We start from the raw sequence: 22,870 nt of genomic DNA, 5'->3' as shown, positions 1-22,870 counted from the left end.
TGACCATGTCGACGGTGCCGATCTGCAGGCCCTCGATCATCGCCCGCTCGCCGCCCAGCGCACCGCTGGGGTGGTCGGTGACGGTGAACTCGCCATCGGAGAGGCGCTCGAGGGTCTCCTTGAAGGCACGCGAGCCCTCGCCGTAGTGGGAGTTGCTGGAGATGGCGTAGCCGACGCTGATCTCGGTGGCGGCCTGGGCCTGCAGGGCGACGCCGGCCAGGGCCAGGGTGGCCAGGCTACCGACGGCAGTGGCCAGGGTACGGCGGGCGAAACGGGGTTGGGTGGTACGTGAACTCATGTGGCGTTCCTCGTTCTTGTCCCGATGCTTGAAGGGACGGTTGTTGTGGTGAGGGTGTAGTGGTGTGGGTGTTGAAATCGCTCTGCTATCGAACGTGCGCGGCGATGCCTGGCATCGCGGCGACCGGGGACAGACCCCGATCGATCGGCTGGCGCACAACAGCCGAATACGTCAGCGGGACTCACTGATATAGGCGTCGATGATCTCCTTGAAGTCGCGATCACCGGTGAAGCCAAGTTCGCGGGACTTCTCGGTGTCGAAGCGTGCCGGCCAGCCGGAGACGATGGCCTGGATCCGCGGATCGGCTTCGTGACGCACGCGGGCCACGGCTTCGTCACCCGCTGCCTCGCGCAATGCTTCGAGCATCTCGCTGACACTGACGGTGATGCCCGGCAACATCAGGGCACGGAAGGCTCCGATCGATTCGCCGAGCACTTCAGCGGCATGCACCAGGGCATCGATGACCTTGGCGGGGGACATCACGAACAGCTCCTGCTCCACCGGCACCGGGCAGATGGCCTGCTCACCGGCCAACGGTTCCCGCAGGATGCTCGAAGCGAAGCTCGACGCCGCTGCATTCGGGCGCCCCGGGCGAATCACGATGGTCGGCAGGCGCAGCACACGGCCATCGACCAGGCCGCGACGGCTGTAGTCGTTGATCAGCAGTTCGCACATCGCTTTCTGGGTGCCGTAGGAGTTCTGCGGATGCAGCGCGGTCATGTCGTCGAGCACCACCGGCATATCGCCGCCATAGGCGGCCACCGAGCTGGCCATCACCAGGCGTGTCCCGGAGAGTTCGCGCTGGCGACAGCCCTCGAGCAGTTCACGGGTGGCATCGAAATTGACCGCCATGCCGAGGTCCAGGTCGGCTTCCGCCGCCGAACTGACCACCGCCGCCAGGTGATAGATCACTGCCGGACGCTCGTCGAGCACCGGGTCAAGGGCACCTGGCGAGGTGATGTCGAGCGCCAGGCATTCGACCTCGACCCCTTTCACGTCGGGCTTGGGTGCCTCGACCTGATCGATCAGGGTGAGACGGGTGATGGCTTCGCCGTCGAGCTGACCCCGCGCCAGCAGTTGATTAACGAGACGCTGGCCGAGAAAGCCGGCCGCACCGGTAATGGCAATATGCATGGTGAATCAATCCTGTCGTAAAAAAGTCATTGTCAGTGGGTCGCGGCAAGGCCGTACTCGCGTCCCCAGCCGAGACCGTCACGGGTCGCCCCTGCCGGACGGTATTCGCAGCCGATCCAGCCGCCATAGCCCAGCGCTTCGAGCCGCTGGAATAGCGCCGGAAAGTGAACCTCGCCGCTATCGGGTTCATGACGCTCGGGCACTCCGGCGATCTGCACATGGCCGATGGCCGGAAACTGCCGCTCCATATGACGGATCAGATCGCCGTCCATGATCTGGCAGTGATAGAGGTCGAACTGCAGGCGCAGGTTATCGGCTCCCACCGCTTCCAGCACCGCCATGGCGTGGGCCTGGCGTGAAAGGAAGAACCCCGGCATGTCGCGGGTGTTGATCGGTTCGATCAGTACGTCGCGGCCCACCTTGGCGGCTTCAGCAGCGGCGAAGCGCAGGTTGTCAATGTAGGTGGCCTGGTGAGCGGCATGGGTCTGGGCATCGGCACCGTCCGGCAAGAGGCCCGCCATGGCATGCACCCGTGGGCAGCCAAGCACCTCGGCATAGCGCAACGCTTCCACCACCGAGTCACGAAATTCCGATTCTCGCCCGGGGAGACTTGCGATACCCCGCTCCCCCGCTTCCCAATCGCCGGGAGGCAGGTTGAACAACACTTGCTCGAGGCCAGACTCCTCAAGGGCAGCTCGCAGGGTCTCGGGGGAGTAGGCATAGGGGAACAGGTACTCCACCCCCTTGAATCCTGCTTGGCGCGCGGCAGCGAAGCGGTCTAGGAAGTCATGCTCGTTGAACAGCATGCTGAGATTGGCGGCCAGTTTTGTCATCGGATTTCCTGGGAATGGATGGTTTGACGAGCGATCAGTCGCGGGGAAAGCGAGCTTCGAGTTCGGCGACCTGTTCAGGCGTCAGAGCGCGTGGATTCTCGCCGCGCAGCAGCAGATAAAGCTTCGCGGTCTCCTCCAGTTCCTCCGTGGCGTAGACCGCGGCTTCAAGAGATTTTCCAGCAACCACCGGGCCGTGATTGGCCAGCAATACGGCGCTGTGCTTGCCGGCCAGGCCACGTACCGCATCGCCAAGGCTTGGGTCGCCGGGTATGTGATACGGCACCAGGGGCAACTTGCCGACTCGCATCACGTAATAGGCGGTCAATGGCGGAATGCAGTCGCAGGGGTCGACTTCCGGGAGGCACGACACCGCCACCGAATGCGTCGAGTGCAAATGCACGATGGCACCCGATTGAGGGCGCTCCTCGTACATGGCCGTGTGCAGGAAATGTTCCTTGGTCGGCTTGTCACCCGCCAGCAACCGCCCTTCGCGGTCGAGCCGGGAGATGCGTGCCGGATCCAGCCGCCCGAGACAGGCATTGGTGGGCGTCATCAACCAGCCACCGTCATCGAGCCGCACGCTGATATTGCCGCTCGAGCCCATCGTCAGGCCGCGGTCGAACAGCGACTTGCCAAGGATGCTGATCTGTTCGCGTAGACCGTTCTCGTCACTCACGACAGCACCTCGAAGGCACGGGTGAAGAAATCCCGACCGCCAAAGTTTCCGGATTTCAGCGCCAGCGACAGGGGCGCCTCCCGGCCTGCCAAGGTCGCCTGGGTCCACGGCACCCCAGGATCGATCTGCTCGCCGATACGCATCATCTCGATGCCAAGCGCCGACACCACGGCACCGGAGCTTTCGCCACCGGCCACCAACAGGCGGCCAACACCCTCGGATACCAGCGTAATGGCCAGCGTGCCCAGTGACGCCTCCACGAGCTGGCCGGCGCGCTCGACCCCGAGCGCCGCCTGGGCGGCCTTGACACGCTCGGGGTCGGCGGAGGCATAGACCAGCACCGGGCCGCCTTGCGCCAGTTGCTCGCGGGAAAAGGCCAGTGCCTCGGCCAGGTGACCCTCGCCTTCGGCAAGCAGCAGTGGGTCCAGGGCGAAACCGGGGTGGTGTTCGAGGAAATGATCGACCTGGCCGAGGGTCGCCCGCGAGCAGCTGCCCGACAGCACCAGGGCACTGCCCGATGAAGGTGCGAGACGGCCAGGTTCAGCAACCTTCTCGAGCCAACCCAGCCGGCGATACTGTGCCGGCAGTGCCAGGCCAAGGCCTGAGCCCCCGGTCACCAGCGGCCATTCGGCGGTGGCTTCCGCCAGGACCTCAAGATCCTGCTCGTCAAGGGTGTCGCAGATCACATGTCGCACACCCTGCTCGGCCAGCACCTGAAAATGCTGGTCTGTCGCCTCGGCGCCCTGAGTGAGCGTGGCGCGTGAAGCAAGACCGACCCTGTGTGAAGTCTGGCTCGACAACACCCTCACCAGGTCGGCATCGGTCATGGGAGTGAGCGGGTGATACTGCATGCCGCTGTCATTGAGCAGCCGGTCACCCACGAACAGGTGGCCCTGATAGACCGTACGGCCGTTGACCGGAAACGCGGGGACCATCACGGTCTGGCCAGCGCCGAGACGATCGAGCAGCGCATCGCTGACTGGGCCGATATTACCCTCGGCGGTGGAATCGAAGGTCGAGCAGTACTTGAAGAATATCTGCCTGGCGCCCTGGGCCTGCAGCCAATCCAGCGCTGCCACGGATTCCTTCACGGCTTCCTTGACCGGGCATGAGCGAGATTTCAGCGCGACAACCACGGCATCGACCTCATCCAGGGCGAGCTCCGGGTCGTCGGGCACGCCAATCACCTGGACGCAGCGCATCCCGGCACGTACCAGGTTATTGGCAAGATCGGTGGCGCCAGTGAAGTCATCGGCGATGGCGCCGAGCACAATGGTCATGATCAAGCTCCCATGTCATCGTTGGCGGCCTCGGGTAGCGAGATTCCCGACAGGCGCTGGTAGACCTTGATCACCGCGGAGTCGTCTTCGCGGCCGAAACCCGCCCCCTTGGCTGCCGTGAACTGTTGCAGGGCCGATGCCGCAACCGGTGTCGGCATGGCAAGCTCGCGACCCGTCTCGTGGACGATATTGAGATCCTTGACGAAGATGTCGACCGCCGAGAGCGGGGTATAGTCGCCCTTGAGGACATGTGGCATGCGATTCTCGAACATCCACGAATTGCCCGCCGAATGCGTTATCACTTCATAGACGGTGTCAGGGTCCAGCCCCATGCGGATGCCCAGCGCCATGGCTTCCGCGGCGGTGGCGATATGCACGCCAGCCAGCAGCTGGTTGACAAGCTTCATGCTCGAACCGACTCCCGGGGCATCGCCCAGGCGGTAGACCGTGGCCGCCATGGCGTCGAGCACCGGCTGCGCCTGGTCGAACGCTGTCGCACCACCCGAGGCCATTACCGACAGCTCGCCACTGCGTGCCTTGGCGGCACCGCCACTGATCGGCGCATCCAGCATCCTGATGCCGCTCTCACCGAGCCGCTCTCCCAGGCTTCTCGCCTGGCTTGGCGCAACCGTGGCACACTGGACAATCAGGCTGCCAGCAGACAGGTGCCCTGCCACGCCATGGTCACCAAACAACACCTGTTCGACCTGCTCGCCGTTCACAACGACCACCAGCACGATGTCACGGTCGCCAAGGGCCGATGGGAATTGCACCGCCTTGCCACCGCACTCGACAAACGCATCACATGCACCCGCGGAGATATCGCAACCCATGACATCCAGGCCCTGCTCGAGAAGTGCCGTCGCCGTACCCATGCCCATGGCCCCAAGGCCGATGACGCCTACGCGTGGCGCCTGCTTGCTGCTCTCGCTCACCTGCCGACCTCCTGGTGGTCGTGTCAACGATCACGCCGGAACGTGCATCGTGGGATATCGTATGAAACGCACTTGGGAATCACTTGCCTGTTAGCGCCAACATGTTAGCGCTAACATATGTCTATATGATTGATTTCTCGCTCGCAAGGAAAGAGGCCGGAGACTCGACCAATGTCTAGCAATGATCAGGGCGCCACACGACGCCGGCGTGGTTCGGAACAGGTCACCCTCAAGCAGGTGGCACAAGCCGCCGGGGTCTCGGCCATCACCGCATCACGCGCCCTGAACACCCCGGAGCGAGTCAACGAGACGACCCGCGCTCGCGTCCTCGATGCCGTGGAAACCCTGGGTTATGTCCCCAACCTGGTGGCCGGCAGCCTGGCATCGGCCCGCTCGCGCTTCATCGCCGTGATCGTACCTTCGCTTGCCAATGCGGTGTTCATCGAGGTGATTCGCGGCCTCCAGGAGACCTTCGAGGCACGCGGCTACCAGATTCTGCTGGGCAATACCGATTACGACCTCGATCGCGAGTACCAGTTGGTACGCACCTTCCTTGGCTGGTCATGTTCGGCGCTTGTCACAGCCGGTCTGCGCCACAACCAGGCATGCCATACCTTGCTTGCCAATTGGGACAAGCCCATTGTCGAGGTCATGGAACTCGGTGAGGCGTTGGATATCAATGTCGGCCTCGACCATCTTGACGCAGGGCGCTGCATGGCACGCCACCTGCGCTCGCGGCACTATCAGGAGATCGTCTACGTCGGGGCGAGAATGTCGCAGGATTATCGCGCCGAGATGCGCTACGCGGGGCATCGCGAGATACTGGCCGAGGACGGGCTTGATGCACCGCTGATCGAGCTCGACCAGCTAGGCAGCCTCGAGGCTGGCGCGACGGGACTGGACAACGTGCTTGCCGCCTACCCTCGCGCCGAAGCGATCCATTTTGCCAATGACGACCTCGCCGCCGGCGCCCTGTTGCACGCCCGTCGTCGCGGCCTGGCGGTTCCCGGCGATATCGCCATCGCCGGCTTCAATGGCCTGCCGCTGGGACAGCACATCACCCCGCGTCTGACCACCATCCAGTCGCCCCGTGATGCCATGGGTCGCCTGGCAGCGCGTGAGGTATTGCGCAAGCTCGATGGCGAGCCAGGCGCGTTGCAACAGCACGATGTCGGCTTCAGCCTGCTGCAGGGAGAAAGCACGTGAGCGCCGGCAATGTCCACGTCCTGTTTCCCCCTACCCACGCGGGATGTGCCAAAACATCAAGTCATGCGAGATGACAAGAAAAGCACAGTAAAAAAGAGTTTTCTAATGTTTACGGGCAAACCAAAAAGCCACATGGCATACTATGCCATGTGGCTGCGATAAAGGTTTTGGTGGAGCCTAGCGGGATCGAACCGCTGACCTCAACACTGCCAGTGTTGCGCTCTCCCAGCTGAGCTAAGGCCCCACATATTCTCGCTCGGCGAGAACGGGAAGCATGTTACGAAGATGCGCAATGGACGTCAAGCCACCTCGAAAAACATTCCGGCGCCTGATCGATGATTCCCCCCGGTGTCGAGTTATGACACTCTTTAACGATTGATCCGATGATTCAAATTGGGAAGCCCTCCCGGCACCCGTCCTTCACCACCATTGATGCTCAGGAGGCGCAGCCTTGATCCGGGTACTGATTGCCGACGATCACCACCTGGTAAGAACCAGCATCGCCCACTTGCTGAATGCCGAAGCGGATATCAGCGTGGTGGGCGAAGTGTCCTGCGGGGAAGACGCCATCGCCGAAACACGTCGACTGCAGCCGGACGTGGTGTTGATGGATATACGCATGCCAGGTATTGGTGGCCTCGAAGCCACACGCAAGATTCACCGCATCGCACTCGATACCCGAATTCTAGTGCTCAGTGCCTGGCTCGAAGATAGTCTGGCACAACGTTTCCTCGATGCCGGGGCGTACGGTTTTATCGGCAAGGGCGCCCAGCACGACGAAATGGTAGCGGCCATTCGTGGCGTATTCGGTGGCCATCGCTATGTCAGCGCCGAGATCGCTCAGCGATTGGTGCTCGCGCGCATGGACGCCCCGGAGAACCCTTTCGAACATCTCTCGCAGCGGGAAATGCAGGTAGCCATCATGATCATCAACTGCCACAAGGTGGCCGAGATCTCCGACCGCCTGTTTCTCAGCCCCAAGACCGTCAACACCTACCGCTATCGGATCTTCGAGAAACTCGGCGTTCACACCGACGTGGAACTGACCCATCTAGGCCTGCGTCATGGCCTGGTGGAAGGCTATGCCAGCATTCAGTGATGCCTGATTTCGACCACCGTCAGTTCCTTGCCAATGTCAGTGAATCGCCTGGTATCTATCGCATGTTCGATAGCCACGGCGACACGCTGTACATCGGCAAGGCGCGCCGCCTCAAACCGCGCCTGGCCAGCTACTTTCGTGGCACCCTGAACACCAAGACCCAGGCACTTGTCGGGCGCATCGCCGATATTCAGGTCACGGTCACCAACAGCGAAATCGAAGCACTGCTGCTGGAGCAGACCCTGATCAAGGAGCTGCGTCCGCCCTACAATATCCTGTTGCGTGACGACAAGTCGTACCCATTCGTATTCGTCACCGACCGCCATCCATACCCGGCACTGGAGTACAAGCGTGCGCGTGCCCGGCGTGACGACGGTCGCTACCTTGGCCCGTACCCGAGCAGTGGCGCGGTTCGCGAGAGCCTGTCGCTGATGCAGAAGATATTTCGCATTCGCAACTGCGAAGACAGCGTTTTCGCCCATCGCACTCGTCCCTGCCTGCAATATCAGATCCAGCGTTGCAGCGCACCTTGTGTCGGCTATATCAGCGAGCCGGACTATCGCCGTGATCTCGAGCATGCCGTGCAGTGCCTGGAAGGCAAGAGCGACCAGGTCACCCAGGAACTGACCCGCGACATGGAGGCCGCCAGCCAGGCACTGGCCTTCGAGGAAGCGGGACGATTGCGTGATCAGATCCAGCAACTGCGAAAGCTCCAGCAGCGCCAGTTCGTCGACACTGCCGGTGGAGATGCCGATGTATTCGCCCTGGCAAGCCAACCCGGCGCACTATGCATTTCGGTACTTACCGTGCGCCAGGGCCGACTGCTAGGCGCACGACACCATACCCCCACCAACGGGCTCGACCTGGAACCCGAAGCGCTCCTAGGCGATTTCATCAGTCAGTTCTACCTCGGCCAGTCCCGCGAGATTCCCCATGAGGTGATTACCAGCCACCCTGTGTCGGACGCCGGGCTGATAGCCGACGCACTGGCACAGCGAAGCGCCAGGCGCGTACGGATGACCAGCCAGGTACGCGGCCATCGCGCCCAGTGGCGCGAGCTTGCCCGCACCAACGCCGAGCAGCAACTGGCCGGGCAACTGGCCAACCAGAGCCAGCTTGCCAAGCGCTTCGAGGCACTGCGCGAAACGCTGGGGCTCGCTGAGACGCCCAAGCGGCTGGAATGCTTCGATATCAGCCATAGCCACGGAGAAGCCACCGTGGCCTCCTGCGTGGTATTCGACGCCAACGGGCCACGCAAGTCGGATTACCGGCGCTTCAACATCGAGGGCGTGGCCGCCGGCGACGACTACGCCGCCATGCAACAGGCACTGACCCGGCGCTTCCGTCGCCTTGCACAGGAGCAACAGACCGATACACAGGCAAAGACTCAGGGCGAAACCGCCCAACACGGCAATACCGCCAGGAGCAAAGATTCAACTCACCTAGGTGAGCGCCCGGACGTGCTGATCGTCGACGGTGGCAAGGGACAGCTGAACATGGCACGTGAGGTCCTGGAGAGACTTGGCATCACCGACATCCTCCTGCTCGGTGTGGCCAAGGGCACCACCCGCAAGGCAGGGCTCGAGACACTGTTCGTCGAAACCGTCGATCGCGCCCTGGACCTGGATGGCAACTCTCCCGCGCTGCACCTCGTCCAGCACATTCGTGACGAATCCCACCGATTCGCGATCACCGGGCACCGTACCCGACGCGACAAGACAAGACGCACCTCGACCCTCGAAGGGATCCCCGGCGTCGGCCCCCGCCGTCGCCGCGAACTGTTGCGCTTTTTCGGTGGCCTGCAGGGGGTAAAGCAAGCCAATCGTGAAGAACTGGCACGCGTTCCAGGCATCAGCGCCACCATGGCCGAGACGATTCATCGCGCCCTGCATGGATGAAGTGTCACAAGCGGGATAGAATGGATCGCCTATCGGCCCCGCCCATCAGCAAGGGACAGCTCGTCGCAATGAACATCCCCAACATCCTGACTCTGGCACGCATCGCCTTTATTCCACTGCTGGTTGTGCTGTTCTACCTGCCCTACTCATGGAGCATGCCGCTGGCTGCGACCTTTTTCGCAATGGCCTCGGTGACGGATTGGCTGGACGGTTACCTGGCCCGGCGCTGGAACCAGTCGACCCCGTTCGGCGCCTTTCTCGATCCGGTAGCCGACAAACTGATGGTAGCGGTTGCCCTGGCCCTGCTGATCGAACGCTATGAAGTGCTGTGGCTGACGCTACCGGCCCTGGTCATCATCGGTCGCGAAATCGTGATTTCGGCACTGCGCGAGTGGATGGCGGAGATGGGCAAACGAGGTCAGGTGGCGGTTTCATGGATCGGCAAGGTGAAGACCACGCTGCAGATGGTCTCGATACTGCTACTGCTGGGTTTCGCCCCAGGCAGCTCCATTGCGCTGCTGGCAGTCGCCACATTATATGTTGCCGCTGCATTGACACTGTGGTCGATGTTCCTTTACTTGCGTGCCGCCTGGCCGCACCTCAGCAGCTCCATGTGAGCGACTCAAAAGCGTTTGACAGTCACCGACTTATCCGTATAATTCGCTCTCGAGTCAGGCGGGAATAGCTCAGTGGTAGAGCACAACCTTGCCAAGGTTGGGGTCGCGAGTTCGAATCTCGTTTCCCGCTCCATTTCTGTCAGGCGATCCTCGGATAATCCCAGGTCACCGAACAGGAAAAGACTCGATGAGGCTGGATGGCAGAGTGGTTATGCAGCGGACTGCAACTCCGTGTACGCCGGTTCGATTCCGACTCCAGCCTCCATCTCCCCCGTATTTTCTGCTCTACACCGTGCCGCCCGGATGGCGAAATTGGTAGACGCAAGGGACTTAAAATCCCTCGGTGGCAACACCGTGTCGGTTCGAGTCCGACTCCGGGCACCATGCCTCCTGGACGTCGTCTGCCATACAGCCGACCATGATCGGGGCTCTGCATCATGACCCTGCCGCCCCTGCGCGACCCCTACTACACCTATCGTTACCGCCGCAGGCTGCATGTCTTTCGCGTGCTGCTGGCCCTGATGATCACCTACACCATCATCACTCTGTTCGCCATTCCGCACTCCGGGTGGGCACTCGTCAGTACCGTCATGGTCATGGGCAACCTACCGCATATCGGCGGGGTGCTCGACAAGGGGCGGCAACGCCTGCTCGGCACGTTACTGGGGGCTGGCCTGGGCCTGACGCTGATCATGCTGCCACTCGGCCTGCCGGCCCTGGTGCCACTCGGCGCACTGGCCGGCATCGGTGTCGCGACCTGGGTGACCTTCAGCGGCCGCCATGGCTACAGTGGCCTGATGTTTGCCATCAGCCTGCTGCTGGTGATCGGTGACGGCAGCCATGATCTGGCTATCGGCCTGTGGCGCGCCTTCGATGTACTGCTCGGCACACTGATCGGTATCGGTGTCACCGTGCTGGTGCTGCCACAGAAAGCCACCGACATGATGCGTTTCATGCTGGCCGACAACCTCGACCGCATGGCCCGGCTCTACCATGTCCATACCACCTCGACCTCGTCGACGGATGTCGACACCCGAGCACTTCTCAAGGCCACCAGCAGCCTGCTGATCAAGCAGCGCAACCTGGTCGATGCCATCCACCGCGAAGGACGCCTGGACCGGGATGAACTCGACGATCTGATTTCGCTGCAGCGCCGGATGCTGTCCACCATCGAGCTGCTGCTCGAGAGCCACTGGACGACCCGCGACGGCCACGATCGCATCGAAGCCATGGAAGGGCTGCGCCACGAGCAGCATCGATTGGCCCGGGAACTTGGCAGCCTGGCCTTCCAGGTGAGAACCGGGCAAACCATCGATGTCGTGGTCAGCCAGTTCGACTTGCAACGTCACGCCGAACTGGCGGGCAACGCCCGTGGCAGCGATGACCGCATGCTGTTCAGTCCAAGCGGCTACTTGTGGTTGAACCGTGAGCTGGCCCGATTGACCGGCTCGCTGGTCTCCCGTCTCGGCGGCCTGACCCGCCTTCCCAGCAAGCGGCTGCGACGCGCCTCGGGACGCAAGTGGGCCCCATCCAGCACCACGCTCGACCACCGCCCTTCACCTTCCGGGAAGCAAGATGACACAAACCCACCATGATGTATTGATCATCGGCGGCGGTGTCGCCGGCCTGGTCCTGGCGCTGGAAGTGGCCGCGCACCGCAAGGTTACCCTGCTGCGTCCGGCGAGTGACGATCATGGCGCAAGCCGCTGGGCACAGGGTGGCATCGCAGCAGTGCTTTCGCCTGCCGATGATGTCGAGGCTCACATCGCCGATACCCTGGTAGCTGGCGACGGATTGTGCGACGAGCGGGCGGTTCGCTTCACCGTGGAGCAAGGGCCAGCCGCCATCGAGTGGCTACTGTCCCTTGGCGTTCCCTTCACCCGCGACCCCAACCCCGAGGCCAGCTACCCCTACCACTTGACCCGCGAAGGTGGTCATGGCGCGCGCCGTATCATCCACGCCGCCGATGCCACCGGCCGCGCGGTGATGGACACGCTCAAGGCCCACGTCGACGCACATCCCGCCATCACCCTGTGCAGCGAGCTCACTGCCATCTCGCTGATTGGCGACACTGCCGGCCACTGCCGTGGCGCACGCTGCCTGGACCCGCAGGGGCAGTTGCATGAACTGCTGGCAGACGACACCGTACTCGCCACAGGAGGGGCCAGCGGTCTGTATCGCCACACCACCAGCCCGCAACCGGCGAGCGGCGAAGGCATGCTGATGGCGGCGGAACTGGGTGCCGAGCTGATGAACCTGGAGTTTCAGCAGTTCCACCCGACCTGTCTCTATGACCCGGGAGGCACGCCTTTCCTGATCAGCGAAGCGGTACGTGGCGAAGGCGGGCAACTGCTTAACGTGCATGGCGAACGCTTCATGCCCGCACTGGACCCGCGTGCCGAGCTTGCGCCCCGCGACATCGTCGCCCGCGCCATCGACGCCGAAATGCAACGCACGGCTAGCGACCATGTCCTGCTCGACATTCGCCATCTGGGGGTTGACGCGATCCATCACCACTTCCCCACCATCCAGGCGCATTGTGCGGGCCGTGGACTGGATATCACTTGCGAGCCGATACCGGTGGTGCCGGCGGCACACTACAGCTGTGGCGGCGTCGCCACGGACCTCGACGGTGCCACCAGCGTGCCAAGGCTATACGCCATCGGCGAAGTCGCCTGCACTGGGCTCCATGGGGCCAATCGCATGGCCAGCAATTCGCTGCTGGAATGCCTGGTATTTGCACGCAGTTGCGCAAAGCGGCTGTTACATGCGCAAAGCCCGTCAAATGCCACACTGGTGGCAACCGTGACAGGTTCGGAACCGGTACCGCCCGACCTGGTGGTGGAGCTCCGCCAATCGCTGCGTCAGGTAATGAGTTCAAGCGTGGCGATCGTGCGACATGACCGCGGCCTTGAACAGGCCGCCGCGCAACTGGCACTGTCAGAATCCAGACTCGCGCCATTCATCGCAAGATGCACGCCCACTGTCACGCTTTCAGGCCTCTGGCATGCGCTACGCCTGGCTCGGCTGACGGTGGCAAGTGCCAGGCAGCGCCGTGAATCCCGCGGTCTGCATTTCAACCCCGACTGCCCACACCATGGCGACCCGACACCGCAGCCATCGCGGTGTCATCTCACGACTTGAGCAGTCGACGCAACTGTCTGAGCGAGTCTGGATCGCTGCTGTCGGGCCACAGCCACAGTTTGCGACCATCCACTCTCAAGCCGATCAACCAGGGGCCGAGGTAATCACAGCGCAGGCTGATATCGCGCCACTCCTGCTCGGAATACTCACGCCAGCGCCATACCGGTTTACCCGAAGGTTCATGCACCACCAGCAACTCACCGCTGGGCTGCCCGTGCGCCATCAGGTAGATGGTCACGGCAAGCACCGGCAGCGAGGTGAGGCTCACCGACAATGGCGCCATGATGACAACAAGCGCAAAGATCGCAAGCGCCATCAGCAGATGGGCCAGCAGGGCCAGCCTAGATGGGACGATGCGAGAGACTATCGCTGCTCTCGGCATGTTCGATGATCTGCTTCACGATATTGCGGCGTACCGGATCCTCCGGCCACTCACGACGCATCAGCCAAAGAAACAAGTCCTGATCCTCCTCGTCGATCAATGCCCTGAACGCCGCCTGGTCATCGGCGCTCAAGGTGTCATAGCACTGTTCGAGAAAAGGCACCAGCAACAGGTCCAGCTCCCACATGCCGCGCCGGGAGTGCCAGTACAGGCGTTTGCGCTGAGCGATGTCAGCGGGCGATTGTTCGTTCAACGTAAACCTCGCCAATCAATGGAAATGAATGATCCAGTATACCCGAGCGCCCATCCCCGCGGCAGCCAGGCGGCAAGATTCCATCGCGTCTATCGGGCTTGCGATGTGCCTGTCTCCACCAAAAGGCGTAGCTCGTTGTTTTATCTCGGTTTGCACAGTATGCTTTGAAAAAACAAGAGCGCGAGCATTACCTTTCCGGTTGCGCGCAGCCTACGGAGACAGTCGATGACCAAGTCCGAGTTGATCGAGCAGATCGCGATGCGACAGCCAGAGCTGTCGATCAAGGAAGTCGAAGCGGCCGTGCGGCTGATCCTCGACGACATCACCGACACTCTCTCGGAAGGGGGACGAGTGGAGATTCGTGGCTTCGGCAGCTTCTCGCTGCATTACCGTGAACCACGCGTAGGACGAAACCCCAAGACAGGTGACCCTGTCGCGCTGGAGGGCAAGTTCGTGCCACACTTCAAACCTGGCAAGGAGCTGCGCGAGCAGGTGGACGCCAGCCGTGCCCTCGGTTACTGAGCATACTCACCACCATTACGACACTCTCAACAGGGGACACACGCATGCGTTGGCTCAAAGGCCTGATCCTGGCCATTATCCTGCTGGCCGTACTCTTGGTCGGTATCCTGTTCGCTGTGAACAACCAACAGACACTACCGCTCAACCTGATCTGGATCGAGTTGCCTGCCGCATCGCTGTCCGTCTGGCTGTTGGCTTCGCTGGCCATGGGTGTGCTGATGGGCATGCTGGCAATGAGTGGTGTCTACCTTCGCTTGCGCACCCTGCTGACACGTGCTCAGCGTCACAACCAGCAGCAACGCAAGGAGCTCGATCGACTGCGCGTCCAGGAGCTGAAGGAACTTCCGTAGATGCCCGATGCCCTGCTGCTGACACTGTTGTTGGCAGCGGTCGCCATCGGCTGGTGGCTCGGCCGTCGCGATCGCAGGACGCCTGACGATCCGGGAGCCCAGACTGAGTTGGCTCGGGATTATTTCGTCGGGCTCAACTATCTGCTGAATGACCAGCAGGACATGGCCATCGAGACCTTCGTCGCCGCCCTCGAGGTCAACAGCGAGACGATCGAGACCCATATCACCCTGGGCAACCTGTTCCGTACCCGTGGAGAGGCCGATCGTGCCGTCAAGATCCACCAGAACCTGCTTGCCCGTCCCACCCTGACGCCCCCCCAGAGCGAGCGTGTGCAGCTCGAACTGTCACGTGACTTCCTCAAGCTCGGCCTGCTCGACAGAGCCGAGCGTTTGCTGCAAGGGCTTGTGCGCGACACTCATGATGACGAAATCCGCCGATCCGCCAAGCAGCTACTGGTGGATCTGCTGGAGCGCGAGGGGGAGTGGCAAGCGGCATTCAACGTGGCGCATCCTCATCTGATACGCCAGCACGATGAAACCCGCCGGGCGGCCGCCCACTGGCTGTGCCAACTCGCCGAACAGGAACGCGGCAATGCCAGCCCCGGGCTTGCCCGCAAGCATCTACGCCAAGCCCTCAACATTGACGCAAAATGCGTGCGGGCCAATCTGCTGCTTGCCGGGCTTGAGCACGATACCGGCCACTATCGCCAGGAGATACGCCTGCTTGCCAGAGTCCCGGATCAAGACACGGCGTTTACCGCGACCATTCTCGAGCCTCTCGCCAATGCCTATCGCCTTCTCGACGACGAGGACGGCTTGATCAAGCACCTGCAGTCCCTGCTCGAGCGCACTCCGCATACCAGCCTGATCATCCTGTTCGCCGAAACCTTGCGTCAACGGGAAGGCGCATCAGCCGCCATTGCGCTTGTCAGCGACCAGCTCGACAGGGAATCGAGCCTCGGGGCGCTCGACTACCTGATCGGGCTCTACCGGCAGGATGCCAGGGGCGAGCCACAGGAACGGCTCGCCCTCTTGCAGCGTCACACCCAGACCCTCTGGCATGCCCTACCCCGACACCGCTGTCGACGCTGTGGATTCGCTGGCGAGCATCTCCATTGGCAGTGCCCGCGTTGCCGCAGTTGGGGCACTACCAAGCCGATCACCGGTATCGAAGGCGAATAGACTCAGGCGACTCGCTACGCCAACTCCGACTCGATGGCAGCAAGAGCCGCCATGGGGTCGGCAGCCTGAGTCACCGGGCGCCCGACCACCAGGTGCGTGCTTCCTGCCGCCATCGCCTTGGCTGGCGTCATGATGCGACGTTGATCGAAAGCGTCGGCAAAGCTCGGGCGAATCCCCGGCGTCACCTTCAGGAAGTCATCGCCGCAACGGGTTCGTAGTGCCGCGGCTTCCTGCGCTGAACAGACCACCCCATCCATACCGCTGTCGAAGGCAAGCTGGGCCAGGCGCTCCACCTGTTCGGCGGGAGACGCGTTCACTCCCACCTCAGCCAGATCGTCAGCCTCCATGCTGGTCAACACGGTGACCGCGATCAGGTGAGTGACCAGGCCATGGGTGTCAAGCCGCGAGCGTGCCGCCTCCATCATCCGGCGACCACCAGCGGCGTGCACATTGACCATCCACACCCCCTGCTCCGCCGCCGCTTGCACGGCACCCGCCACCGTTGCGGGAATGTCATGAAACTTGAGATCAAGAAATACCTCGAAACCGCGTCCATGCAGCGCATCAAGCACATCGGGACCACTGCGGGTGAATAGCTCCTTGCCGACCTTGAGCCTGCAGCGTGAGGGGTCCAGCCGATCGGCCATGCAAAGTGCGGCATCCAGGGAGGCGTAGTCGAGGGCGATGATCAGGGGTGAAGCGGTGGACACGGGCCGGTCTCCTGGCGGTAACGAAGGAAAGGACATCGCTGGGCATTATATCAGCCCAAGTCGACAAGCGATGTCGGCCATTGCCTCAGGAAGTATCACTGATGACGACTGGCACGAAAGCCATGGCGACGCGTGCATGTCCTGGCGTGCTGACACCATCTTCACGTCTTGGATGACGGGAACAATGGCGTTGTCCAACTAGCTTGAAAGAGCGCCTGGCAGGTCATGCTGGCCTGGATGGCGACAGCAAACGGAATCGATAAACGACTGGAGGGAATACCCATGACCAACGCAATCCAGGGGCGACTGGCCATCCTGCTGCTTGGCCTGATGCTGGGAATGGCGCCACTGACAGTTTCGGCGCAGGAGGTGGCGCCCATCAACGTCAACACCGCCGATGCCGAGCTGCTCACCGAACTTCCGGGAGTTGGCCCAAGCCGTGCCGAGGCGATCATCGAGGAACGAGAAGCCAATGGCCTTTTCGAAAGCGCCGACGACCTGACGCGAGTCAGCGGCATCGGAGAAACCACCGTCGCAGGACTTGAGGATCAGGTGACCTTCTGAGCAGGGGATCTGACCCGCCCACGGCCGATGGCAAGCGCCATCGGCCGCAGTAGGGTTACAACCTCAAGCCACCGTCACATTCGATGACTCTGCCCGTGAAGTAGTCATTCTCGAAAATGAAGGCAACGCTCCGGGCGATGTGTTCGGGTTGGCCAAGTCGGCGCAGCGGCACGCCAGCGGTCAACTTGTCCAGCATGTCCTGGCGCATCGAGGCGGTCATGTCGGTCTCGATGAACCCCGGCGCCACAGCACCCACGCGAATGCCATGACGCGCAAGCTCGCCAGCCCAGGTAGAGGTCAGCGCCACCACGGCTGCCTTCGCCGCGGAATAGTTGCTCTGTCCGATGTTTCCCGCCCGCGAGATGCTCGAGATATTAACGATCACACCGTGGTTGCCCGCCTCGATCATCTGCGCGGCGGCTTCACGACCACACAGGAAGACACCTGTCAGGTTGACGTCGATCACCTGCTGCCATTGGCTCAGCGACATGGTCTTCTCGACCTTGCCATCCCTGGCCTTGACCAGCAGGCCGTCGCGCAGGATGCCGGCATTGTTGACCAGCCCATTGACAGGCCCGATCGATGCGGCGATATCGCCAAAAGCCTGCACAACAGAGGCTTCGTCGGCCACATTCGCAACGAAGCCATGCGCCTCGATTCCCGCCTCATGCAGTTCGCTGACCGCCAGGTCAATCCCATCGGCGGAAGTATCGAGCAGTGCCAGCCTCGCACCACATTCACCCAGCAACTGGGCCATGGCCAAGCCAAGCCCTCGCGCCCCTCCGGTGATGGCGATCACCGAGTTTTCCAGCCTCATTGTCATCCTCCAGGGGAATGTTCATAGCGTTATGCCTTGGGAACATATTCGATCTGGCCTCTGCTGACGAGGCCCGGCGAGTTCAACGCTTGAATTTCCTTTGCTCGCCCCCATCCTCGGATGATCGGTCATCCATGGAGTCATCATGCCGTTTCTACTCGCATTTACCGTCTTTGCCCTGCTCGACTTCGTCGTGCTGTTTTCGGTAGGCAGCCACATTGGCCTGCTGACCACACTGTTGATGGTGCTCGCCACTGGCTTCATTGGCCTGCATCTCATCCGCCGCGAGGGGGTCGCCACCTTCGCCCGTGCCCAGGAGCGCATGGCCAAGGGCGAGATTCCCACGGGCGAGCTGTTCACCGGTGCCGCGCTGATATTCGGCGGAGCGCTGCTGATGGCGCCGGGTTTCATCTCGGACACCCTGGGCTTTCTGTGCCTGATCCCTGATGCACGACGCCTGCTCGGTAAACTATTGGCACGCCTCGGCGTGCGGGCACAAGGGATTCACGTCCATGCTCACGGCCGGACTGATGGGAAAAGGGACTGGAGCTCGACATCACAGGCCAACGGTACCGATCAAGAGTGGCAACAGGCTGATGCGCAACGCTCCGACGAGAAACATTCAGACGCACATCAACCCAATGACCCCATCGAGGGTGAGTACATCTCGGGTGATGAACGTCGACGCTGAGTCGAAAAAAATTTCATCACCACCCCTTGAAAGGCTATGCCCAGCCCCCACTTCTCGGTCAGCAACAGGCTTCGGTGCAGAGCGGGCTCTGCACCATCAACAAGGAAGGTGCCCGGCGCCTTCACCTGGAAGGATGCCTTCCGGGAAATGATGAAACCGCCGAGGCGCTTGCCCGGCACAACAGACCATCAGGAGAACGTGAGCAATGAACATCCGTCCCTTGCACGATCGCGTCGTCATCCGTCGCGTTGAGGAAGAACAGAAGACCGCAGGCGGCATCGTGCTTCCAGGCAACGCCCAGGAAAAACCGACACGTGGCGAGGTTCTCGCCGTCGGTAATGGTCGGATCCTCGAAAACGGCGATGTTCGCCCACTGGACGTCAAGGTTGGCGACAGCGTGATCTTCAAGGATGGTTTCGGCGTCGAGAAACAGAAAATCGACGGCGAAGAAGTCCTGATCATGAGCGAGTCAGACATCCTCGCGGTCGTGGAAGGCTGAAGCCTCCGCAAATTCTGACGCTCTAATACTTACGTTCAAGTCCGACGTTAACGACTGACAGGAAGATAGCGAAAATGGCAGCGAAACAAGTCAAGTTCTCCGATGATGCGCGCAAGCGCATGGCGCGTGGTGTTGATCTCCTGGCCAACGCCGTGAAGACCACCCTGGGCCCGAAGGGTCGCAACGTGGTGATCGAGAAGTCCTTCGGTGCACCTACCGTCACCAAGGACGGCGTGTCCGTAGCCAAGGAAATCGAACTGAAGGACAAGTTCGAGAACATGGGCGCCCAGATGGTCAAGGAAGTCGCTTCCAAGACCTCCGATGTCGCCGGTGACGGCACCACCACCGCCACCGTGCTGGCCCAGTCCATCGTCAATGAAGGCCTGAAGGGCGTCATTGCCGGCATGAACCCGATGGACCTCAAGCGCGGCATCGATCAGGCGGTGATTGCCGCGGTCAAGGAAATCGAAAATCTCGCCGTGCCGTGCACCGACTCCAAGGCCATCGCCCAGGTCGGCACCATCTCCGCCAACGGCGACAAGCGCATCGGTGAAATCATCGCCGAAGCCATGCAGAAGGTTGGCAAGGAAGGCGTCATCACCGTCGATGAAGGTCGTGGTTTTGAAGACGAGCTGGAAGTCGTCGAAGGCATGCAGTTCGACCGCGGCTACCTCTCGCCATACTTCGTGACCAACCAGGACACCATGCAGGTCGAACTCGAAGACCCGTATATCCTGCTGGTCGACAAGAAGATTTCCAACATCCGCGAGCTGCTCCCGGTGCTGGAAGCCGTCGCCAAGGCCGGCAAACCGCTGGCGATCATCGCCGAAGACATCGAAGGCGAAGCGCTGGCGACCCTGGTGGTCAACACCATGCGCGGTATCGTCAAGGTAGCGGCTGCCAAGGCACCTGGCTTCGGTGATCGTCGCAAGGCCATGCTGCAGGATATCGCCATCCTGACCAATGGCACCGTGATCTCCGAGGAAGTCGGCCTGACCCTCGAACAGGCCAACCTGGATCACCTGGGCACCGCCAAGCGCGTGACCATGTCCAAGGAAAACACCACGATCATCGATGGCGCCGGCAATGAAGGCGATATCGAAGCACGCGTCAGCCAGATCCGTGCGCAGATCGAGGACACCTCCTCCGATTACGACCGTGAGAAGCTCCAGGAGCGCGTCGCCAAACTCGCCGGTGGTGTGGCGGTAATTCGCGTCGGTGCCGCTACCGAAGTGGAGATGAAAGAGAAGAAGGCGCGTGTCGAAGACGCCCTGCACTCCACGCGTGCCGCCGTCGAGGAAGGCGTCGTGCCTGGCGGTGGTACCGCCCTGGTGCGTGTCCTGACCAAGATCAAGGACCTCAAGGGTGACAACGAAGACCAGACCCACGGTATCGCCATCGCCCTGCGCGCCATGGAGGCTCCGCTGCGTCAGATCGTGACCAACGCCGGTCAGGAAGCGTCCGTTATCCTCAACCAGGTCAAGGCCGGTGAGGGTAACTTCGGCTACAACGCCCAGACAGGTGAGTTCGGCGACCTGTTCGAGATGGGTGTTCTCGACCCGGCCAAGGTGACTCGCAGCGCGCTGCAGTCAGCCGGCTCCGTGGCTGGCCTGATGGTCACCACCGAGTGCATGATCGCCGATGACCCGGACGAGAAGGACTCCGCTCCGGACATGGGCGGCATGGGTGGAATGGGTGGCATGGGCGGCATGATGTGATCACCGCCTGATCCCCGGACACCTCGTCCGCGATCAACCCCTGTCGGGAAACCGGCAGGGGTTTTTGTTTTACGGGTGACGCGTGAAAAGAGAGCGCTTCGCTTGTGGGTCGTCAGTGGCGCAGGGGACAGGGCGTAGCGGACATCTTTTCCAGGGGTGAGGAGCATTGCTCCGAACGGGCTGGCCATGGATGGCCAGCACCGGTCCTGCAAGCGAAGCAGGATGCGAGAGCGAAGCAGGAAAAAGCTAGTGTCCAGGGACGGATTCACAGCGTGTCCGCTAAAGGCCTGTCGCCGACGAGCCACGGACATGATGTATCCAGCTCCGGGCTTACAGCCTTTCTTACAATCGGTACACTACGCGCTTATCTCGCAGTGAGCCGACCCGCGACCCATGCTGACCAATATCCGTATCGTCCTCGTCCAGACCTACCACCCGGGTAATATCGGTGCCTCCGCGCGTGCCATGAAGACCATGGGCATCGATGACCTGGTGCTGGTCACACCTCGTCGGTTTCCCGACCCTGAGGCAACGAGATTGGCCGCGGGCGCTCAAGATCTCGTAGAAGGCGCTCGGGTCGTGGAGTCGCTGACCGAGGCGGTGGCGGATTGCGTGATGGTTGTTGGCGCTAGCGCCCGGTTACGTAGCCTGCCACTTCCCCACTTCGATGAACCCGAGGTGATGGCGCGTGAGCTCGTGTCACACGCGGGGCATGATCGGGTCGCGCTGGTGTTCGGGCGCGAGCGGTTTGGACTCACCAATGACGAAATCCGCTGCTGCAGCCACCAGGTGAGCATCCCCGCCAACCCGGATTACGGCATCCTCAACCTGTCACAGGCGGTTCAGGTGCTTGCCTACGAGACGTTCAAGGCATGGCGCCAGCGACCTCAGAGCGGAGACAGCCCCATCTCGCCAGCCGCTGAGCGAATGCCGACTCGTCAACAAATCGATCATTTCCATGCCCACCTTGGCCGCGTGATGCGCCAAAGTGGGTTTCTCACCCAACCACACGCTCGCACTGAAGCACACCTGCACGCGTTGTTCGCCCGCGCTCAACCCAGCAGACGTGAGCTATCGCTGCTGCGCGGCCTACTGGCGTCACTGGAGCGCGATTCAACCGCACAGTGATCGCACAGCAAGTCACAGCATCCCGGAAATGATTAGCCACCAGCCATGACACGTGGCGGCCGATCGATGCCAGCTCAATCCCCACCACCCGATTGCCAGGCCATGCTGTTCACACTGTGCCGGTGACACTCTGCCGCGCATATCCAGTCGTTTTCGCTCAGGTGTTAATGCTCAGGTGTTAACGCTCGGCCACGGACGCACGACGTCAATGGCCATGTTCCCATCGCTCTACGCTGCTCTAGCACAATTCATCGGTCTATTGTGCCCAAGCGGCTTCCCATGACGAATTTCCGGTCTTTATCTCTGCACTGAAACTCTCGTCGTCTACAGTAATGTTAAAAATCATGTCATGTTAAATTTCATGACATATGAACTCCATGAAATATGAACAAAGGTGTCACAATCACTCACTCAAACGGGGGGCTGCTTATGCATGAGACCAATCATCAACTGCCCTGCCATCTCGGTAGTGGCATGCAATTTCTGAACAGGGAGGGTCCGTCATGAGGATCACCCAAAAAGCAGCGCTGTGCAGTATCGCCCTTATGGCAAGCGCCCTGACAGCGGCGTATAGCCAGGCCAACGGGGGCACGATCCGCTTCCAGGGTGGTGTCGCCAACCCGACCTGCGAACTGTCGGTCAGCAGCACGTCGGCAACCCAAATTCAGCGTCATGGCTGTCCCGACGTGGCGGAGACCAGCGCTCGGTCAGCGGAAAGCCTACAGAGAACCACGCATGACGGCTTTCACCCCAACGGGGTCTGGCTGAGAACCGATGGTTCAATCATCCATGGCGGGCAGCGTGAGCTTCAGGCCCACCTGACAACCCAACCGGCCATCTACAAGATCGACTACCGTTGAGGCTGGCCGCGTCGTGACACCCAGTCGTGACATCCAGTCTTGACACCCAGTCTTGACACCCAGTCGCCATCAGA

General features: G+C 61.7%; 24 protein-coding genes, 4 tRNA genes and 1 pseudogene. 18 read left to right on the top strand and 11 right to left on the bottom strand.

The features are described from left to right. The 6 genes and pseudogenes from C6V82_RS13210 to ltnD form a co-directional block, all read right to left on the bottom strand. Positions 1 to 298, bottom strand: a pseudogene (locus tag C6V82_RS13210) (C4-dicarboxylate ABC transporter substrate-binding protein); the annotation flags it as partial. A gap of 171 nt (positions 299 to 469) precedes the next feature. Continuing rightward, entirely contained in the window at positions 470 to 1,432 is a 963-nt protein-coding gene (gene denD, locus C6V82_RS13205) for a D-erythronate dehydrogenase (RefSeq protein WP_102586283.1), read from the bottom strand. 32 nt (positions 1,433 to 1,464) lie between these two features. Beyond that, entirely contained in the window at positions 1,465 to 2,265 is an 801-nt protein-coding gene (gene otnI, locus C6V82_RS13200) for a 2-oxo-tetronate isomerase (protein WP_102586284.1), read from the bottom strand. A 34-nt stretch (positions 2,266 to 2,299) separates the two neighbouring features. Beyond that, the gene (gene otnC, locus C6V82_RS13195; RefSeq protein ID WP_102586285.1) at positions 2,300 to 2,941 is read right to left on the bottom strand and encodes a 3-oxo-tetronate 4-phosphate decarboxylase; all 642 of its coding nucleotides are present in this window, start codon (positions 2,939 to 2,941) and stop codon (positions 2,300 to 2,302) included. After that, positions 2,938 to 4,221 carry a 3-oxo-tetronate kinase gene (gene otnK / locus C6V82_RS13190; RefSeq protein ID WP_102586286.1) on the bottom strand — a complete coding sequence of 428 codons (1,284 nt, stop codon included), beginning with the start codon at positions 4,219 to 4,221 and terminating at the stop codon, positions 2,938 to 2,940. The genes otnC and otnK overlap by 4 nt, the downstream gene beginning before the upstream one ends. A gap of 2 nt (positions 4,222 to 4,223) precedes the next feature. After that, on the bottom strand, positions 4,224 to 5,156 hold the full coding sequence (ltnD, locus tag C6V82_RS13185) for an L-threonate dehydrogenase (protein WP_102586287.1): 933 nt from the start codon (positions 5,154 to 5,156) through the stop codon (positions 4,224 to 4,226). A gap of 171 nt (positions 5,157 to 5,327) precedes the next feature. On the opposite strand from ltnD, the gene C6V82_RS13180 reads away from it, so the two are divergent. Next, on the top strand, positions 5,328 to 6,362 hold the full coding sequence (locus C6V82_RS13180; RefSeq protein ID WP_102586288.1) for a LacI family DNA-binding transcriptional regulator: 1,035 nt from the start codon (positions 5,328 to 5,330) through the stop codon (positions 6,360 to 6,362). Between the two features lie 168 nt (positions 6,363 to 6,530). Here C6V82_RS13180 and C6V82_RS13175 read toward each other — a convergent pair. Then, positions 6,531 to 6,606 (bottom strand) — tRNA-Ala (locus C6V82_RS13175). A gap of 207 nt (positions 6,607 to 6,813) precedes the next feature. Between C6V82_RS13175 and C6V82_RS13170 the strand changes: the two genes are divergently transcribed. From C6V82_RS13170 to nadB, 8 genes are all read left to right on the top strand, one after another. Beyond that, entirely contained in the window at positions 6,814 to 7,461 is a 648-nt protein-coding gene (locus C6V82_RS13170) for a response regulator (RefSeq protein WP_102586289.1), read from the top strand. After that, on the top strand, positions 7,461 to 9,359 hold the full coding sequence (gene uvrC, locus C6V82_RS13165; protein ID WP_102586290.1) for an excinuclease ABC subunit UvrC: 1,899 nt from the start codon (positions 7,461 to 7,463) through the stop codon (positions 9,357 to 9,359). Before C6V82_RS13170 ends, uvrC begins: the two co-directional genes overlap by 1 nt. Positions 9,360 to 9,427: 68 nt before the next feature. Further along, positions 9,428 to 9,976 carry a CDP-diacylglycerol--glycerol-3-phosphate 3-phosphatidyltransferase gene (gene pgsA, locus C6V82_RS13160; RefSeq protein WP_102586471.1) on the top strand — a complete coding sequence of 183 codons (549 nt, stop codon included), beginning with the start codon at positions 9,428 to 9,430 and terminating at the stop codon, positions 9,974 to 9,976. A gap of 58 nt (positions 9,977 to 10,034) precedes the next feature. Beyond that, a tRNA-Gly gene (locus tag C6V82_RS13155) sits at positions 10,035 to 10,109 on the top strand. 58 nt (positions 10,110 to 10,167) lie between these two features. Continuing rightward, a tRNA-Cys gene (locus tag C6V82_RS13150) sits at positions 10,168 to 10,241 on the top strand. A gap of 32 nt (positions 10,242 to 10,273) precedes the next feature. Then, a tRNA-Leu gene (locus tag C6V82_RS13145) sits at positions 10,274 to 10,360 on the top strand. 53 nt (positions 10,361 to 10,413) lie between these two features. After that, the gene (locus C6V82_RS13140; RefSeq protein WP_102586291.1) at positions 10,414 to 11,571 is read left to right on the top strand and encodes an FUSC family protein; all 1,158 of its coding nucleotides are present in this window, start codon (positions 10,414 to 10,416) and stop codon (positions 11,569 to 11,571) included. Then, entirely contained in the window at positions 11,552 to 13,120 is a 1,569-nt protein-coding gene (nadB, locus tag C6V82_RS13135; RefSeq protein WP_102586292.1) for an L-aspartate oxidase, read from the top strand. Before C6V82_RS13140 ends, nadB begins: the two co-directional genes overlap by 20 nt. Here nadB and C6V82_RS13130 read toward each other — a convergent pair. After that, a complete protein-coding gene (locus C6V82_RS13130; RefSeq protein ID WP_102586293.1) occupies positions 13,110 to 13,436 on the bottom strand; it encodes a hypothetical protein in 327 nt (108 codons plus the stop codon). The genes nadB and C6V82_RS13130 overlap by 11 nt on opposite strands. A gap of 25 nt (positions 13,437 to 13,461) precedes the next feature. Then, positions 13,462 to 13,755: an FAD assembly factor SdhE gene (locus C6V82_RS13125; protein ID WP_102586294.1), complete on the bottom strand. Its 294-nt coding sequence runs from the start codon at positions 13,753 to 13,755 to the stop codon at positions 13,462 to 13,464. 186 nt (positions 13,756 to 13,941) lie between these two features. Here C6V82_RS13125 and C6V82_RS13120 point away from each other — a divergent pair, with 186 nt between their 5' ends. Genes C6V82_RS13120 through lapB form a run of 3 tightly spaced genes read left to right on the top strand, consistent with a single transcriptional unit; the run spans position 13,942 to position 15,809 of the window. Beyond that, positions 13,942 to 14,277: an integration host factor subunit beta gene (locus C6V82_RS13120; protein WP_268248463.1), complete on the top strand. Its 336-nt coding sequence runs from the start codon at positions 13,942 to 13,944 to the stop codon at positions 14,275 to 14,277. A gap of 44 nt (positions 14,278 to 14,321) precedes the next feature. Continuing rightward, positions 14,322 to 14,627: a lipopolysaccharide assembly protein LapA domain-containing protein gene (locus C6V82_RS13115; protein ID WP_102586296.1), complete on the top strand. Its 306-nt coding sequence runs from the start codon at positions 14,322 to 14,324 to the stop codon at positions 14,625 to 14,627. Continuing rightward, complete coding sequence (gene lapB, locus C6V82_RS13110; protein ID WP_102586297.1) at positions 14,628 to 15,809, top strand: lipopolysaccharide assembly protein LapB; 1,182 nt, start codon at positions 14,628 to 14,630, stop codon at positions 15,807 to 15,809. A gap of 14 nt (positions 15,810 to 15,823) precedes the next feature. Here lapB and pyrF read toward each other — a convergent pair whose 3' ends face one another. Then, positions 15,824 to 16,519, bottom strand: coding sequence for an orotidine-5'-phosphate decarboxylase (pyrF, locus tag C6V82_RS13105; RefSeq protein ID WP_102586298.1), 696 nt, complete (start codon positions 16,517 to 16,519; stop codon positions 15,824 to 15,826). 282 nt (positions 16,520 to 16,801) lie between these two features. Between pyrF and C6V82_RS13100 the strand changes: the two genes are divergently transcribed. Then, positions 16,802 to 17,083, top strand: a complete 282-nt coding sequence (locus C6V82_RS13100) for a ComEA family DNA-binding protein (RefSeq protein ID WP_102586299.1) — start codon at positions 16,802 to 16,804, stop codon at positions 17,081 to 17,083. A gap of 55 nt (positions 17,084 to 17,138) precedes the next feature. Here C6V82_RS13100 and C6V82_RS13095 read toward each other — a convergent pair whose 3' ends face one another. Continuing rightward, positions 17,139 to 17,900, bottom strand: coding sequence for an SDR family oxidoreductase (locus C6V82_RS13095; protein ID WP_102586300.1), 762 nt, complete (start codon positions 17,898 to 17,900; stop codon positions 17,139 to 17,141). Between the two features lie 145 nt (positions 17,901 to 18,045). On the opposite strand from C6V82_RS13095, the gene C6V82_RS13090 reads away from it, so the two are divergent. The 5 genes from C6V82_RS13090 to C6V82_RS13070 all read left to right on the top strand — a co-directional run bounded on the left by C6V82_RS13090 (position 18,046) and on the right by C6V82_RS13070 (position 22,796). Beyond that, positions 18,046 to 18,591 (top strand): FxsA family protein, encoded by a 546-nt coding sequence (locus C6V82_RS13090; protein ID WP_102586301.1) that lies wholly within the window; start codon positions 18,046 to 18,048, stop codon positions 18,589 to 18,591. Between the two features lie 205 nt (positions 18,592 to 18,796). Further along, positions 18,797 to 19,090 carry a co-chaperone GroES gene (locus C6V82_RS13085; RefSeq protein WP_102586302.1) on the top strand — a complete coding sequence of 98 codons (294 nt, stop codon included), beginning with the start codon at positions 18,797 to 18,799 and terminating at the stop codon, positions 19,088 to 19,090. Between the two features lie 74 nt (positions 19,091 to 19,164). Beyond that, complete coding sequence (gene groL / locus C6V82_RS13080; RefSeq protein WP_102586303.1) at positions 19,165 to 20,808, top strand: chaperonin GroEL; 1,644 nt, start codon at positions 19,165 to 19,167, stop codon at positions 20,806 to 20,808. Between the two features lie 393 nt (positions 20,809 to 21,201). Beyond that, positions 21,202 to 21,936, top strand: coding sequence for an RNA methyltransferase (locus C6V82_RS13075; protein WP_102586304.1), 735 nt, complete (start codon positions 21,202 to 21,204; stop codon positions 21,934 to 21,936). A gap of 503 nt (positions 21,937 to 22,439) precedes the next feature. Beyond that, on the top strand, positions 22,440 to 22,796 hold the full coding sequence (locus C6V82_RS13070; RefSeq protein WP_102586305.1) for a type 1 fimbrial protein: 357 nt from the start codon (positions 22,440 to 22,442) through the stop codon (positions 22,794 to 22,796). Positions 22,797 to 22,870: the final 74 nt, after the last annotated feature.

It is taken from the genome of Halomonas urumqiensis (assembly GCF_003028575.1).
Taxonomy (GTDB): domain Bacteria; phylum Pseudomonadota; class Gammaproteobacteria; order Pseudomonadales; family Halomonadaceae; genus Halomonas; species Halomonas urumqiensis.
Note: the sequence above shows the minus strand (reverse complement) of the source record. Positions and strands in the feature narration are given on the sequence as shown.